Genomic DNA, 15,361 nt, shown 5'->3' with positions numbered 1-15,361 from the left:
CCTACGCGGCGTTGACCCGGCACGCCGATACCGCCCGGGCCGGCGGGGACACCCGGTCCAAGGGTCAGCTGATGGCCGACACCCTGATCGAACGGATCACCGGGACCCCCGGTGGTGTGTCCCGGATCGAACTGCAGGTCATCATCACCGACCGGACCCTGCTCCAAGGCGATAGCGAACCCGCCAGGATCCCCGGCTACGGCATCCTCCCCTCCTCCTGGGCACGGCAGCTCCTGAACCCCGAACCCACCCAGCCCACTGAACCTGCTGATCCCAGTGGCCACTCTGATTCCTCTGGCCGCTCGGAGTCCACCGGTGTTGGCCGCGAAGCCTTCGATGTGTGGGTGCGCCGCCTCTACACCGCGCCGGGCACCGGGGAGCTGGTCGGCATGGATTCGAAAGCCCGGCTTTTCACCCGGGCGCAACGCCGGTTCATCACCGCCCGGGACGATACCTGCCGCACCCCGTACTGCGACGCGCCGATCCGCCACTACGACCACATCATCCCCTGGCACCGCGGCGGACCCACCTCCATTCCGAATTCGGCGGGGCTCTGCGAGGCATGCAACCACACCAAAGAACAACCCGGCTGGACAGCACAACCACGCCCCGGACCCGACTCAGGCACAGGCACAGGCACAGGTTCTCGGCACACCTTCCGCATCACCACCCCCACCGGCCACACCTACGACTCCACCGCACCACCCCTACCCGGAACTTGGCCCGTCTCCGGACCGGAGCCGGTCCTCTGAAGCGACTGCGGGTGCGGCAGTTGGGCCTTCCATTGAACCCAAAGATGATCGGGCGTATATTTCGGGATACGGATTCCGTCCTAGGGAACGGTCTTCGTTCGTCAGGTCAATGGCCCAAGATTGAGGATCACAACATGCTCAGGAATCGCCAGCGTTCAATCATTGCAGCCGCCATAGTGGGCGTCATGTTGCCCGGGACGCTGACCGTAGCTCCGGCCGTCGCAGCCGTCTCTGTCACCCGGGCGGAAGTCTCCGGATCAGCGCTGCGGATCGAAGGAACCGCGATCGCGTCACGCGACATCAGCGTGGACAACGTTGTCATGGGCCGCAGCGACAGCTCGGGCAAGTTCCGCATCGAGCGCGACCCCTACACCGCGCCGGCTGATTGCACGGTGTACCTGCGAGACGGTTCAGCGACCGTCACCACGAGGACCTTGACCGGGTGCACCGTCACCCAGCCGCCAGTATCGGACACCACCGCTCCGAGTGTGCCCGCAAACCTGACCGCCACTCTGTCGGGTTCCACGGCTACCCTTAGTTGGACAGCCAGCACGGACAACGTTGGCGTCACCGGGTACCGCGTGTCCCGCAACGGGACCGTGCTGGCGGGCACCGTCACCACCACCACATTCTCCGACCCGGGTTTGGCGGCAGGAACCTACACCTACACGGTGGCGGCCATCGATACGGCCGGGAATATTTCCGGAGCCAGCAACAGCGCGTCAGTGACCGTACCCCCAGCGTCAGCTTCGGATACCACTGCACCCTCGATTCCGACTAACCTGATCACCACAGTGGTGGGTACAACGGTCGACCTCAGCTGGGGAATCAGCACGGACGACACTGGGGTAACCGGCTATCGGGTCCACCGCAACGGCAGCTTGTTGGGCACCACGGATGCGACAAGTTTCAGTGACACAGGACTCGCCGCCGGAACCTACACCTACACGGTCGCCGCCTTCGACGCTGCCGGAAACACGTCAACCGCCTCAAACAGCGCCTCGGCGACAGTGTCCCCCGCCGAGCCATTGACCTTCATCACCCCGGCACAGATGCCCGATGCCACTGTGGGGCAGGCGTATCTCGGCTATATCGTGTGCAGTGATCCCCCTGGACCCTCGACATTCAGGTTCAGATTGGTCTCCGGAAGCCTCCCCGATGGGACGCGCTTCGTCAAAAACACCTTGGAGAACAGGCCGGAGGCCAGAGTCACCGGCACCCCGACAAGGGCGGCGACGTTCACCTTCACGGTTGAAGGCCAGGACAACACAGGCGCAACTGCCCGCAGGACTTTCACTATCAAAGTGCTACCCGCCTAAACTCGGATCTGACGACGAGCGACCCCGCCACAACCACCAGCACCAGCACTCCAGCAGCCCAAGCCAGTCCGGCATAGCCAATGAGCACCAGAGCGACGCCGGACGCCGCTCCCCCGACCGCGCCAGCAAGGTTCATGGCGAGGTCGGTGCGGCCCTGAATCTTCGGACGAGCCGCACCTGTCACCAGATCCGCCACCAGCGCCGACCCGGCGACCGTCGACGCACTCCACCCCAGGCCGAGGAAGATGAGCCCCACGGTCACCAGGGCGGAGTTGTCCTCGCCAAGCGCCACAGTTGGCAACGCCACTGCGAACAGGCCCTGGCCGATCAGGATGGTCGTCACCCGACCCACGTTGTCGCTGAGCCACCCGAACACCGGCGATAGCGCGAACATCCCCGCTATATGCAGGCTGATGGTCAGCCCAATGAACGTCAGCGTGACACCGTGATTGATCAGGTGAACCGGCGTCATAGACATCACCGACACCATCACCGCGTGGCTGATGGCGATGGAGCCAACTGCGAACACCAGCGGCCTCCGCCCGTGGATGGCCCCAGGAACTGACTCGTCAGCATTCTGGGTGACGTGGGATTGACTCAGCAGGTACGGGTCGGGGCGCAATGCCATCAGGTAGACGGCCGCCGCAGCCAACTGTGCGAACAGGGCGATCAGGAACGACCCCGTGAGCGGGGGCATCTGCAGTGTCGACGCAATCACCTCGCCGGGTCCGATAAGGTTTGGGCCGAGCACTGCACCGACCGTGGTGAACCAGACCACCAGCGAAAGGTCGCGCCCGCGGTGTTCGGGCGTCGCCAGGTCGGTGGCAGCGAACCTGACCTGCAGATTTACCGCAGTGCCGACACCGAGGAAGGCGAAAGCAAGCAATAGCAAGGGGAACGAGCCCAGCATCGCGGCCATGACAGCCACCACCGACCCTGTCGCGGCGAGGAGCGCACCAGTGGTCAGCGCCCGACGTCGGCCCAGCCGTTGAGCGAGTCGGGCCAGCGGAATGGCACTCGCCGCGGCGCCCAGGGTGCTCAACGTCGTCGCTGTGCCGGACAGCGCGTCCGACCCGGAGATGGTGGCTGCCATCACCGCCCCGATCGAGACGGTACACCCGATACCGATTCCGCCCAGAATCTGACCCGCAATCAGCACCCAGACGGTACGCCGCTGGACGGCGACGACGTCGACCGCTGGGTAGGTCGATGGGCGATTCTGATGCGCACGGCTGGTCATGGGAAGAGCGTAGCTGGGAACTACGCGCGCGCCGAGGAGCGAGGTCCGGCGACTTCCGCGCCTTCTGGGTCCCCACACCCACCTGTTCGGCGGGTTGGGAGAGGTTTAGACGAGAGCAGGGAAGATCCCCGCTCCAGCGAGGCCGGAGCGGGGTTGAGTGCCCACGAGCTCACAGATCCACCGGCCGAGCTCCGTCGCCATGGACATGTCAATACCCGTCTCGAACCCTGCCCGGCTCAGCATCCAGCAGAGGTCCTCGGTTGAAATGTTCCCGGCGGCACCCGGCGCGAACGGACAGCCACCCAGCCCCCCGACGCTGCTGTCGAAGACGGTCACACCGGCAGCCATGGCTGCATAGGTATTGGCCAGAGCCGTGTGCCGGGTTTCGTGCAGATGTGCCCGCAACTGGACGGCCGTTTCGGAGCGGAGTTGGGTGAATGCGTCGCCTACCTGCCACGGCACAGCGCACCCTATGGTGTCGGCCAACGCCACCTCAGCGACGTCGGCCCGTTCCAGGGCGCGGCGAACGACGCCGAGAGTCTGCTCCTGTGGCACGTCGCCCTGATAGGGGCACCCGAAGGCGACGGCGGCGGTGACGCTCAGCGGAAGCGCGGCGTTCGCAGCAATCGCTGATACCTCTTCCAACGCCGCCAGGGCAGCATCGACCGTCGTGTTCTGATTCGCTGCGGCGAACGCGTCAGTGACCGGCAGCACATAGTTCATTTCGTTGACCCCCGCATCGACCGCGCGAAGGGCGCCCCTGGTGTTGAGCACCAGGCCAATGTAGCTCACCTCCGGAGACCGTGGTACGGCGGCCATGACGTCGTCGGCGTCGGCCATCTGGGGAACCTTTTTCGGGTTCACGAAACTGACGGCTTCGATGCGGCGGGCACCCATCTGGATGAGCTCTTCGATGAGCCGGATCTTGTCCTTGGTTCCGACCAACACCTTTTCGTTCTGCAAACCGTCGCGTGGACTGACATCGACAATCGAAATGGCACGATCGGCTAATGGGGCTGGGCTCGATGGCATCAGATTGCTCCCTCTTTCTTGACGGCTAAAAGTTCGTCGTCGGACAGGTTCAGCAAACCCTGATAGACCTCGGCGTTGTGGGATCCTGAGGTTAGGGGACCGTTCCATCCGATCCTGCCTGCCGTGCGCGTCAACTTGGGAACAATTCCAGGCTGAACTACCTGGCCGAGGTCGTCATCCGGCACTGAAACGAGCATGTCCCGGGCGATGAGCTGTGGGTCTTCGAAAATTTCCTCCATACTGCTGACCGGGCTATTGGGCACCGAGAACTGGTTCAGGACGTCGATCAGATCCTCCGCGACATAACCACTTGTCCACTCGGCGATGAGCGCCTCCAACTCTGCCTGATGAGCACCGCGCGCTGCGTGGTCCAAATACTTAGGGTCGGCTGCCAACTGGGGTGATCCCATGGCCTCGGCCAGGCGAACAAAGACTGAGTCCTGGTTCGCGGCAATGACCACCCATTTGTTGTCACTGGACCGGAAGATGTTCGAGGGTGCAATCCCATTCAAACCAGATCCACTGGGGCCCGGGACAACACCCGAGGCCGCATAGTCGGGAACGGCACTCTCCAGCAGGGAAAAACAGGCTTCCACCAGAGAAACGTCAACAATCTGGCCGGATCCACCGCGCGCATCCCTCCAGTAGAGAGCCAGGAGAATGCCTTGCAGCGCGTACAGAGAGCCCAGGCTATCGCCTAACGAAATACCGGTGCGCGGCGGTGCCTGATCTGGATAGCCGTTGAGGTGGCGTAGACCTCCCCTGGCCTCGGCAACCGACGCGTATCCTGGCTTCTGGGAGTCGGGACCGGTCTGGCCGTAGCCGGAAACGCGGGCGATCACGAGGCCGGGATTGATCTTCCACAGTTCGTCCGGACCAAGACCAAGCTTTTCCATGGTCCCTGGCCTGAAATTTTCGAGAATGACATCCGCTTCCCTACACAGGTCGAGAAACAGCTCCCGACCGCGCGCGGATTTGAGGTTAAGGGTGACGCACTTCTTGCCGCGCGACTGAACCGACCACCAGAGGGTATGGTCCTTGACCCGTGCCCTGCCCCATTCGCGCATCGGATCCGGTCGGTTCGGTGCTTCGATCTTGATCACTTCAGCGCCAAAGTCTGCCAGCTGCCGTCCGGCAAAGGGGCCGGCAATCAGCGAACCCAGCTCCAGCACCCTAATGCCGGACATCGGGCCCCCCGACCCCTCGGCGGCACTGCCTCCGGTTCCCTGAGCCGGATCGGATGCCTGCCTATTGGTATCCATAACATTCAGCGAATTGTCCACCGTGTTCCTTTCCGGCCACCCGGTCACTCACCTGAACACTGGTGATTGGACCGGAGGCGCCGGGTCGTCGCCACCTATGTTCTTTACTCATATTGTGAACTACAAATCACGATGTGGATAGACCTTCAGGTGGAATATTTCCCCCTATCAGCCGCGTGGCTTCCTCGGCGGCAGCCACCAGAGGCTCGATCCACGAGGCGCAGACGTCGAACGGCATACGCATCGTCGGGCCCATCACCGTGAGAGCCCCATAAAGATCTGCCTGGGGTCCAAAGATGGGAGCCGATAACCCACTAGCCCCGGATACTCGCTCCCCGGTGGTGATGGCAAAGCCGTCGGCTCGAGTTTTGGCGACCGCCTCGTCGAGATTCGCAGCGTCGGTGATGGTCTGTTTAGTCATCGAATGAAGACCCGAGTGGTAAACCCGTTCGGCCAGATCGGGATTCCAGGCCAGTAACACGCGACCTGCCGATCCAGCATGCAGGGGCATAATGCTGCCCACTTCCACTACCCGCCGAAGCATCCTCCTGGTCTCTGCCATCGCAACGCACACCCTACTGCCCTGAGACTCCCGGAAGATGCAGACCGTTTCCCCCAGATCGTCACGAAGCCGGCGCAGCACGGGGCTAAGCAGCTCGATGAAATCAAGGCCCTGGCGCGCGGGTGCCGCCCAATGCCCCATTTTCACGCCAATCCGAAAATGATCACCCCGGCGATCCAGGATCCCCTCCTGAACCATATTGGTGACCAGCCGCTGCGCCGTCGAGTGCGGTAATCCGGTCGACGACCTAATGTCGGCGAGGGTCAGCTCGGGCCTCAGCAGGGAGAACGCTTCGAGGATCGCCGTAATCTTCCGCAGAACGAGGAGTGGTGCTGCTGCTACTTCACTAGGGCTCATACCTCGATTCTATGAGGGTTCAGGGTCGAATCAGTGGCCAGCACCCTCCAACCACTCACTGAGTAACTTATGGTCAAAACCCTTGAGCTGTGACCTGCGTTACTGTTAGCATCAATCCACAATATGATGATCAACCCACAATGTGGTCTGGGAGAACAGCAATGACGCATCCTTCACCAGGAAAAGAACCTTCCTACGCGGTCGATCTGAGCGCGTGCACCAAGGAATTCGCCACACCCAACGGCGGTACCTACTTCGCGGTCAAAGACATCGATCTCAAGGTGGAGCCAGGCCGCTTTGTCTCCATAGTCGGTCCCACCGGATCGGGTAAGTCCACCATCCTGAACATGGCCGCCGGATTGCTTGAGCCCACATCGGGCTCCGTTCAGAGCTTCGGTGAACCTGTCATCGGCGTGAACCGGCGCGCCTCCTATATGTTCCAGCAGGACGCCCTGCTGCCCTGGAAATCGGTGATCGACAACGTCAGCCTGGGCCTCATCATGGCTGGGGTGTCAAAAGCCGATGCCTATTCCGAATCCCGGCGCTGGCTGGAGAAAGTCGGCATGAAGAACTTCGCCGACCGCTACCCACACCAGCTCAGCGGCGGAATGCGGAAGCGCACCGCCGTCGCCCAGGCCTGGATCGTTGATCCAGACATCCTCCTGATGGATGAACCCTTCTCCGCCCTGGATGTCCAGACTCGCCAGATTATGGAGAACGAGCTACTCCAATTGTGGCAGGAATCGGGTAAGGCGGTGGTCTTCATCACCCATGACCTCGACGAAGCAATCGCCCTGTCGGATGAGGTGCTCATCCTTGGGGCAGGCCCCGGCAGCACTGTGGTGGGCAGTTACAAGATCACCATTCCGCGGCCGCGGGACCTTCTGGACATCCGGGATGACCCGCAATTCGTCGAACTACACCGGGAAATCTGGGGTCGGCTCAAGGTCGAAGTGTCGAAAACCTACGCATCGGCCCGAGAGGAAAGTGAAGTCGCATGACTGTGACACCAGTCCGGAAAACCGTCCCTCCGGCGGCGCAGCGCCAGGCCACCAGGAAGAAGACCGAAGCATCTGGAACGTCCATACGCCTGGCCCAGCTCGCTATGACCTGTGTGGTCTTGGGTGCCTGGGAGCTTCTTGGCCGCGCAGGCATCATCGACGCATTCTTTTTCCCGCTGCCCTCCGACATACTCGTCACCGTCTGGGAATGGGTGTCCACCGGCTACGTGTTTCCGCACCTTTGGATCACCATGCAGGAGGCGATTCTCGCCTTCGTTACCGGCGCCATCGCAGGGCTGACCCTGGGCTTCCTGCTGGCCCGGGTCCATTTCCTGGAGCGCCTGTTCGAACCATTCCTGCAGATGTTCAACGCACTGCCGCGCGTGGTCCTGGCACCCATCTTCCTGCTCTGGTTCGGCCTGGGCATCTGGTCGAAGGTGGCCTTCGGCTTCACCCTCGTATTCTTCATCGTTTTCTTCAACACCCTCGAGGGGGTCAAGAGCGTTGACCGGGTGCTGGTCAACAACGCACGGATGCTCGGTGCCACCGAGAAGCAGCTGCTGCGCCACGTTTTCATCCCCAGCGCCCTGACCTGGATTTTCTCCAGCCTTCACATCAGCGTGGGCTTCGCCATTACCGGCGCGGTGGTCGGCGAGTATCTTGGAGCCTCCGCCGGCGTCGGCTACGCCATTGCCCAGGCACAGGGAGTGTTCGACACCGAAGGGGTGTTCGCTGGCATGTTCATTCTGATGATTGTGGTGCTGATCATCGACCTGCTGGTCAACCGCGCCGAACGGCGGCTCCTCCGTTGGCGCCCCAATCAGTCCACCGGTTAGCCTCCCCGCTTGCCCCACGCCCAAAAGGTTTACAGCTCTGCCACTCAACTGCTCTGAAGGGAACCCCATGAACATCATGCACAGCCGGCAACGGGGCCGGACCCGAACTGCGAAGTCCCTTGCGGCCCTCGCCGCTCTCACCATGGCTCTGTCCGCCTGCGGCGCTCCATCGGCGGCGCCGCCTGGGCAAGCTGGGAGCGACGGCGGCGGGGGCGACGCGGATACCGTCACCATCGGGATTGGTGGCCAGACCCTCCTGACCTATCTTCCGACCACCCTCGCAGACGAGCTGGGCTACTTCGAAGAGGAGGGCGTCGACGTCGACCTTCAGGACCTGCAAGGCGGATCAAAGGCCCTCACCGCCATGATCGGAGGCAGCACCGACGTCACAAGCGGCTATTACGAGCACACCATCCAGATGCAGGCGAAGAAGCAGCCCGTCAAGGCATTCGTGAACATGAATCTTTCCTCGGGCCTTGCCCTCGTGGTGTCCGAAGAGAACAAGGACTCCATCAAAACCGTGGCGGACCTCAAGGGGAAGAACGTGGGCGTCACCTCCCCCGGCTCCTCCACCGACATGTTCGTGAAGTTCCTGTTGTCCGAGAACGGTATGGCGCTCACTGACGCCTCAGTTTCCGCAATTGGAGCGGGATCTTCAGCGGTCGCCGCCGTTGAACAGGGCCAGGTCGACGCCGCAGTCATGCTCGAACCGGATGTCACCGTGTTGGGCAAGCGGCTTGGCACCGAACCCACCATTATCGAGGACGTCCGTACCCTCGAAGGCCTGCAGGACGTCTTTGGGACCAGCGCGTGGCCCTCGTCGAGCCTCTACGCCACCGGCGACTGGCTCGAACAGAACCCTGAGACGGCGCAGAAACTGGCGGCCGCCATCAAGAAAACCCTGCAGTTCATCGCCGATCACTCTGGCGAGGAAATCGCTGCGGAAATGCCCGAGTCCTTTGCCGGCGGCGATCCCGAACAGTACGCCACCGTCATCGAGGAAATGAAGCAGACCCTCAGCCAGGACGGCATCTTTACTGAGGAAGGGGTTCAGGCGGTCCTGGAAACCCAGCGGATCGCGAATCCTGAGGTCGGCGAAGCGGAGATCAATCTCGAGGAAACCTACACGAACGAGTTCCTAGAGTAGACAAACTCGGCGGCTTCCGCGGTCCTGCAGCTCATTCCCGTGGGCTGCAGGACCGATTTCATAAGCGGCAAACGATCAACGAGGCGAGGAAATTCGTGGGCGAGAATTTGACGAGAAAACTGCTGGGAACAAACCTCGCGATGGGCGAGCTGATCCCCGGGAGCGACATTACCGTCCGTGTTGACCAGATATTGATCGAGGACGCCACCGGCACCATGGCCGCCATGCAGTTCGAAATGCTCGGTGTCGATTCCATCGCCGTGCCGCTGGCCGTGATGTACGTTGACCACAATGTGCTGCAGATCGATGACAAGAACATGCAGGATCATCACTATCTCAGGACGTTCTCGGCCCGCTACGGACTGCGCTATTCCCCTGCTGGCCATGGAATCTCCCATTACATTCATCTGGAGCATTTCGCCCGGCCGGGGGGAATACTGGTTGGCGCCGATTCCCACACCTCCACCGCCGGTGCCCTGGGCATGTTCGCCCTGGGAGCTGGAGGACTTGAAGTAGCCGTCGCCATGGGCGGTTACGGATTCGACTTCGTCTGCCCAGCAGTGATCGGCGTCGAGCTCACTGGAACGCTGGGCCCGGTGGCGGAAGCCAAGGACATCGTGCTGGAGCTACTGCGGCGCCACGGTGTCCGGGGTGGCCGCGGCAAGGTCTTCGAATTCTTCGGCGACGGCGTTTCCTCACTCTCCATCTCCGCCCGGGCAACCATCTGCAACATGATCGTCGAGACCGGTGCGGCGACTGCTGTCTTCCCCTCGGACGAACGGACCCAGGACTGGCTGCGGGACCAGAACAGGGAGTCGGATTACTGCCCGCTCAGCGCCGACGCCGATGCCGGGTACGACGGGGTGGAGCAGCTCGATCTGTCAGCATTGGTTCCGCTGGTGGCGCTACCGCATTCGCCGGGCAACGTGCGGCCGGTTGCTGAGTTGCCGCGCACCGAGGTGGTGCAGGTCTGCGTGGGGTCCTCCGTGAACAGTTCCTACGAGGATCTGGCCATAGTCGCCGCCATCCTGAAGGGCCGCTCGGTGCATCCGGCGGTGCAATTGACGGTGACGCCCGGTTCGCGGCAGATCCTGCAGACCATTATTGCGTCGGGGGTTTACGGGGATCTGATGGAGGCCGGCGCCCGGATGCTGGAGCCGGTGTGCGGGCCCTGCGTCGGCATCGGGCAGGCGCCCACGCAAGGCGCTCCATCGCTGCGGACTTTCAACCGGAACTTTCCCGGTCGGAGCGGAACGGCTGAAGATAGCGTGTATCTGTGTTCTCCGTCCACGGCAGCGGCGAGCGCGTTGGAAGGGGCCATTGTGGACGCGTCCAGCGTCATTGTCGGGGACCTACGTCCCGCAGCGGCACCAAACCCCGGCATCCATGACCTGCACATCACCGGTGTCCTGCCGGAAGAGCAGCGGCTGGGCATCCAGATTGAGCGTGGCAGCAATCTGGTAGCGCCACCAATTCCCGCACCGTTACCTACTGACTTGAGTGCGAAGATATTGATCGTCGCCGGGGATGACATTTCCACGGGCGACATGGCTCCGGACGGCGCGATCGCGATGTCCGTCTGGTCCAACATCGCCGTCTGTGCGAGGTTCATGTTCCGCCGGATTGATTCGGATTTCCATGATCGCGCCGTTCAATGGGGCGGCGGCGTCATTGTGGGCGGAGAGAACTACGGCCAGGGTTCCTCCCGCGAACACGCCGCCTTGATTCCGCTGTATCTGGGTGTACGGCTGGTCGCGGCGCGCAGCTACGCCCGTATCCACCGCCGGAATCTGATTGCCGCTGGCATTGTTCCGGTAGTCCTTCCCCCCGGCCTCGAAAGCTCGGTCGGCCAGCAATGGGTCATCTCCGGGTTGGCGGCGGCACTGGCCGACGGCGACAGTTCCGTCATTGTCCGCGTGGACGGCGGTGCGGAGGTGGCGCTGGGGCTCGACTTCTCGCCCGGCGAACGCGCCATTCTTTGCGCCGGCGGACTCCTGGCGCAGGTCCGCTCCGGAGGGAGGGTTCTCCTGAAGTGCGATGACGACCACGCCGGGTCCAACCGGCCTCCGGGCTAGGCTGAGGCAGTGAAAACTCACCAGATGTGGCGCTCCGGGAGCAGCCGTCGCCGGCCCGGGCAACGGGCCACCGCCCTCGCAGCGCTGACCACCGTGGTGGCTGTGCTGCCGGTCTTCCTGGTCGGCGGACTCGCCGTCCAGCTTGAGGAGGACCTCGGGATGACGGCATCGGCGTTGGGCGCCGTGGTCGCTGTGTTCTGGGGCGTCTCCGCGCTGCTGTCGGCCCCGGCTGGAATTATCGCTGGCGGACTCGGCCTGAGGCGGGGCATGCCCCTCGCGGTGGCCCTGGGCCTCATCTCCCTGCTGGGCATAGTCTTCCTCACGCCGCACTGGCTGTGGCTCGTTCTGTGGTTGGGCTTCGCCGGGGCTGCCAACGCGCTGTCCCACCCCCTGTCCAACGGCCTGATCGTGGATCAGGTGGACAACCGCAACCGAGCCTTCGCCTTTGGTCTTAAGCAGTCTGCCATCCCTGCGGCCACGCTTACCGCTGGCCTGTCAGTGCCGCTGATTGCCCTCACCGTCGGCTGGAGGTGGACGTTCGCGCTCACCGCCCTGTTTGCCATCCTGTTCCTGCCCGTGCTGGTCCGGTCGCTGCCGCGCGGCGTCGCCCGACCAACCACCAAAAAGGGCCGGGCAGCGAGAACGCCCCTGCCACGCCGCCTTCGCCCATTTCTGCTTGCGACGGCGGTGGCGAGCGCACTCGGATCGGCGCAAGCCAATGTGGTCGGGGCCTTCACCGTGTCCTCGGCCGTCGATGCCGGCTTTCACCCCGCACTGGCGGGACTGCTGCTCGGCGCGGCCAGCGCCGCAGGAATCCTGGCCCGACCACTGGTCGGGGTCGCCGCCGACCGCGGGATTGGAGGATCGATGGCAACCGTGGCTCTCATGATCGGTGCGGGCAGCCTGGGACTGCTCGGTATGGCCTCCGGGAACCCTGTGGCCTATGCCATCGGCTGCGTCGTGGCGTTCGGTCTGGGCTGGGGGTGGAACGGCCTGGTGCACTTTGTGGTGTCACGCACCGCCCACCCGTTCACCGCCCGCGCCACCGGAATCACGCAGACCGGGACCTATCTGGGCGGCACCCTTGGCCCCTTACTGTTCGGGTTCATCTTCACCCACTTTCCCGACGGCGTCGGCTGGAGTCTTGCGGCAGTGGTCGCCGCGGCCGGGGCGGCGACGGCGCTCGTCGCGTTCCAGCTCGAAAAGCGGCTACAGAGCACCGCCGCGTCGTAGCCCACGTGAGTCGTGGCGCCTGAAAGACCCGCCTGACGCCAAATTGTTGAACAATCCTCCAAACTCGTGCATCCTAGAAGGACCACACAGGAGAGACGAGGATCACAATGGTGTACATCGACCTCAACAGCGACGTCGGCGAATCGTTCGGTAACTGGACCATCGGCGACGACGCCGCCATCTTCCGCTCCGTCTCCAGCGCCAACGTGGCGTGCGGGTTTCACGCCGGTGATCCCTCGACCATCGCGCAGACCTGCCGGGAAGCCGTCGCCGCGAACGTGACCATCGGCGCACACGTCGGGTACCGGGACCTGGCCGGGTTCGGCCGCCGCTTCCTCGACTGCTCCCCCACCGAACTGGCCGACGACGTCCTCTACCAACTCGGCGCCCTCGACGCGATCTCCCGGGCGGCCGGCGGCACCATCAAATACGTCAAACCCCACGGCGCCCTCTACAACACCATCGTCAACCACGAGGTGCAGGCCCAGGCAGTGGTCGACGCCGTCAAGGCGTTCGGCGGCGACCTCCCACTGATGCTCCTCCCCGGCTCCGTAGCGCTAGCCAAAGCCGAGAAGGCCGGCCTCCGCGGCGTCGCCGAAGCGTTCGCCGACCGCGCCTACAACCCCGACGGCACCCTGGTCTCCCGCCGCGAACCCGGCGCCGTCCTCCACGATGAACACCAGGTCGCCGCCAACATGGTCCGCCTCGCCACCGAAGGCACGATCATCGCCCGCGACGGGTCAACCATCAAAACGTCCGCCGAAAGCATCTGCCTCCATGGCGACACCGGCGGCGCCGTCTCCATGGCCGCTGCCGTCCGCCGCGATCTCGAAGCAGCCGGCGTCGGGATCCGGAGCTTCGTGTGAACCCTCCCGGAATCCGCTGGGCCGGGCCGCGTGCCCTCCTGATCCAGTTGGAATCGCTGGACTCGGTCCTCGCGGTGCACGCCCACCTGCAACGGCACCGGCTCCGCGGGCAGGTCGACGTCCTCGCCGCCGCGCAGACCGTGCTGGCCGTCTTCGATTCCGGCGCCGCCGCCCGCGCCGCATGGACCACCGTCGCACGCCTGGACACGTCGCCCGCCGCCGACACCGCGGCGACCGGCGACCCGGTGCGGATAGAGGTGGTGTACGACGGCGAAGACCTCGCCGAGGTGGGCCGCCTCACCGGCCTCGATTCCGACGGTGTCGTCGCCGCGCACACCGGCCAGCTATGGACTGCAGCGTTTGGGGGTTTCGCCCCGGGGTTCGCCTACCTGGTCGGGGAGAACGAATCCCTCGCCGTCCCCCGACGGACGTCGCCGCGCACCGCAGTCCCCGCCGGAGCAGTGGCCCTGGCCGGCAACTTCTCGGCCGTCTACCCGCGTCGCTCCCCCGGCGGCTGGCAGCTGATCGGGCGGACCTCCTCCCGGCTCTGGGATTTGGGGCGGGACCAGCCTGCCCTTCTCCGCCCGGGCACTGCCGTCCAGTACGTGGCCGTGCGGGACACCGTGACGGTGACAGACCAGGTGGACGCGGCGGCGCCGGATACCCATCCGGGCCTGGGGACGGTGAATCAGCCCGGCATGTCCCTTGAAATTCTCGCCCCCGGTCTGCAGTCACTGATCCAGGACCTGGGCCGGCCGGGCCTCGGCGACGTCGGAGTCTCCAAAGCCGGCGCCGCCGACACCGCGAGCGCCCGGCAAGCCAACCGGCTGGTCGGCAACGCGCCGGGCGATGCGGTTATCGAAGCCATCCTCGGCGGGCTTACCGTCAAAGCCCACGGCGAACTCACCCTCGCCCTGACCGGGGCCATCACCCCCGCCGAGATCAGCGGCAGTGACAGCATCCGCACCGCGCCAATGTGCTCACCGTTCGCCCTGCACGACGGCGAAACCCTCCGACTCGACCAGCCCGACGCCGGGCTGCGCACCTATCTGGCCATTCGCGGCGGCATCGACGTGCCAGAAGTGCTGGGCAGCCGGTCAACAGATGTGATGTCCGGAATTGGACCCGATCCCCTCGCAGCAGGAACAATGCTGCCGATCGGCGCGGTCGATCAGGGCCGCACGGTCGGCGCACCGGAAACCTCAACGCTTCCCGACGCCGTCCGGCTGGGCGGCGTCGGGCTGGGCGGCGTCGGATCAAAGGCACGCGAACCGGTAGTCCTGCGCATCACTACCGGTCCCCGCCACGACTGGTTCACCGAGAAATCCCAGACTGCACTGGCCGATCAAACCTGGACCGTCAGCGCCGAATCGAACCGGATCGGGGTTCGCCTCACCATCGGCGAACCGCTCGAACGCGTGAATCACGGCGAACTCCCCAGCGAAGGGGTCGTCGCCGGATCGCTGCAGGTACCGCCGTCGGGCCTGCCGGTGCTGTTCCTCGCCGACCATCCGGTGACCGGCGGGTACCCGGTGATCGGCGTCGTCGTTCCCGAGGACCTGCCCATCGCCGCCCAACTGCCGCCCGGGACCCCGCTGCGGTTCGAGGCCGTCGACCCTGAAACGCTGCAGCCCCTGAAACAGACCCCGATCACCACCCGAAGCTCGCGAAAGTAGCTG

At 64.3% G+C, this 15,361-nt stretch carries 13 protein-coding genes; 9 read left to right on the top strand and 4 right to left on the bottom strand.

Annotated elements, in window-relative coordinates; translation table 11 throughout:
- Together ACX80O_RS15545 and ACX80O_RS15540 are read left to right on the top strand one after the other, a co-directional pair.
- Positions 1 to 752 (top strand): HNH endonuclease (locus tag ACX80O_RS15545; protein ID WP_459333998.1); only part of this gene is annotated, 752 nt, incomplete at its 5' end.
- A gap of 134 nt (positions 753 to 886) precedes the next feature.
- Positions 887 to 2,071: a putative Ig domain-containing protein gene (locus ACX80O_RS15540; protein ID WP_459333997.1), complete on the top strand. Its 1,185-nt coding sequence runs from the start codon at positions 887 to 889 to the stop codon at positions 2,069 to 2,071.
- On the opposite strand, the gene ACX80O_RS15535 is transcribed toward ACX80O_RS15540, so the two are convergent.
- The 4 genes from ACX80O_RS15535 to ACX80O_RS15520 form a co-directional block, all read right to left on the bottom strand.
- A complete protein-coding gene (locus ACX80O_RS15535; RefSeq protein WP_459333996.1) occupies positions 2,052 to 3,311 on the bottom strand; it encodes an MFS transporter in 1,260 nt (419 codons plus the stop codon). The two genes, ACX80O_RS15540 and ACX80O_RS15535, sit on opposite strands and share 20 nt — an antisense overlap.
- Positions 3,312 to 3,416: 105 nt before the next feature.
- Positions 3,417 to 4,343: a hydroxymethylglutaryl-CoA lyase gene (locus tag ACX80O_RS15530; protein ID WP_459333995.1), complete on the bottom strand. Its 927-nt coding sequence runs from the start codon at positions 4,341 to 4,343 to the stop codon at positions 3,417 to 3,419.
- Complete coding sequence (locus ACX80O_RS15525; RefSeq protein WP_459333994.1) at positions 4,343 to 5,605, bottom strand: CaiB/BaiF CoA transferase family protein; 1,263 nt, start codon at positions 5,603 to 5,605, stop codon at positions 4,343 to 4,345. The genes ACX80O_RS15530 and ACX80O_RS15525 overlap by 1 nt, the downstream gene beginning before the upstream one ends.
- A gap of 127 nt (positions 5,606 to 5,732) precedes the next feature.
- A complete protein-coding gene (locus ACX80O_RS15520; protein WP_459333993.1) occupies positions 5,733 to 6,524 on the bottom strand; it encodes an IclR family transcriptional regulator in 792 nt (263 codons plus the stop codon).
- A gap of 161 nt (positions 6,525 to 6,685) precedes the next feature.
- Here ACX80O_RS15520 and ACX80O_RS15515 point away from each other — a divergent pair, with 161 nt between their 5' ends.
- The 7 genes from ACX80O_RS15515 (at position 6,686) to ACX80O_RS15485 (ending at position 15,358) form a co-directional block, all read left to right on the top strand.
- Positions 6,686 to 7,525, top strand: coding sequence for an ABC transporter ATP-binding protein (locus ACX80O_RS15515; RefSeq protein ID WP_459333992.1), 840 nt, complete (start codon positions 6,686 to 6,688; stop codon positions 7,523 to 7,525).
- Positions 7,522 to 8,361 carry an ABC transporter permease gene (locus ACX80O_RS15510; protein WP_459333991.1) on the top strand — a complete coding sequence of 280 codons (840 nt, stop codon included), beginning with the start codon at positions 7,522 to 7,524 and terminating at the stop codon, positions 8,359 to 8,361. The genes ACX80O_RS15515 and ACX80O_RS15510 overlap by 4 nt, the downstream gene beginning before the upstream one ends.
- A gap of 67 nt (positions 8,362 to 8,428) precedes the next feature.
- Complete coding sequence (locus tag ACX80O_RS15505; RefSeq protein WP_459333990.1) at positions 8,429 to 9,508, top strand: ABC transporter substrate-binding protein; 1,080 nt, start codon at positions 8,429 to 8,431, stop codon at positions 9,506 to 9,508.
- Between the two features lie 95 nt (positions 9,509 to 9,603).
- Positions 9,604 to 11,583 carry an aconitate hydratase gene (locus ACX80O_RS15500; RefSeq protein ID WP_459333989.1) on the top strand — a complete coding sequence of 660 codons (1,980 nt, stop codon included), beginning with the start codon at positions 9,604 to 9,606 and terminating at the stop codon, positions 11,581 to 11,583.
- Positions 11,584 to 11,592: 9 nt separating this feature from the next.
- Positions 11,593 to 12,816, top strand: coding sequence for an MFS transporter (locus ACX80O_RS15495; protein WP_459333988.1), 1,224 nt, complete (start codon positions 11,593 to 11,595; stop codon positions 12,814 to 12,816).
- Between the two features lie 107 nt (positions 12,817 to 12,923).
- A complete protein-coding gene (locus ACX80O_RS15490) occupies positions 12,924 to 13,682 on the top strand; it encodes a LamB/YcsF family protein (protein WP_459333987.1) in 759 nt (252 codons plus the stop codon).
- A complete protein-coding gene (locus tag ACX80O_RS15485) occupies positions 13,679 to 15,358 on the top strand; it encodes a 5-oxoprolinase subunit B/C family protein (RefSeq protein ID WP_459333986.1) in 1,680 nt (559 codons plus the stop codon). The genes ACX80O_RS15490 and ACX80O_RS15485 overlap by 4 nt, the downstream gene beginning before the upstream one ends.
- Positions 15,359 to 15,361 lie beyond the last annotated feature (3 nt).

The organism is Arthrobacter glycogeni (assembly GCF_054511155.1).
The sequence above is the reverse complement of the archived record's forward strand: the minus strand, read 5'-3'. Positions and strand labels throughout refer to the sequence as shown.

Coding starts and splice junctions, on each gene's coding strand:
- ACX80O_RS15505 (WP_459333990.1), top strand. CDS start 8,429: ATGAACATCATGCACAGCCGGCAACGGGGCCGGACCCGAACTGCGAAG.
- ACX80O_RS15540 (WP_459333997.1), top strand. CDS start 887: ATGCTCAGGAATCGCCAGCGTTCAATCATTGCAGCCGCCATAGTGGGC.
- ACX80O_RS15535 (WP_459333996.1), bottom strand. CDS start 3,311: ATGACCAGCCGTGCGCATCAGAATCGCCCATCGACCTACCCAGCGGTC.
- ACX80O_RS15510 (WP_459333991.1), top strand. CDS start 7,522: ATGACTGTGACACCAGTCCGGAAAACCGTCCCTCCGGCGGCGCAGCGC.
- ACX80O_RS15490 (WP_459333987.1), top strand. CDS start 12,924: ATGGTGTACATCGACCTCAACAGCGACGTCGGCGAATCGTTCGGTAAC.
- ACX80O_RS15520 (WP_459333993.1), bottom strand. CDS start 6,524: ATGAGCCCTAGTGAAGTAGCAGCAGCACCACTCCTCGTTCTGCGGAAG.
- ACX80O_RS15525 (WP_459333994.1), bottom strand. CDS start 5,605: ATGGATACCAATAGGCAGGCATCCGATCCGGCTCAGGGAACCGGAGGC.
- ACX80O_RS15530 (WP_459333995.1), bottom strand. CDS start 4,343: ATGCCATCGAGCCCAGCCCCATTAGCCGATCGTGCCATTTCGATTGTC.
- ACX80O_RS15515 (WP_459333992.1), top strand. CDS start 6,686: ATGACGCATCCTTCACCAGGAAAAGAACCTTCCTACGCGGTCGATCTG.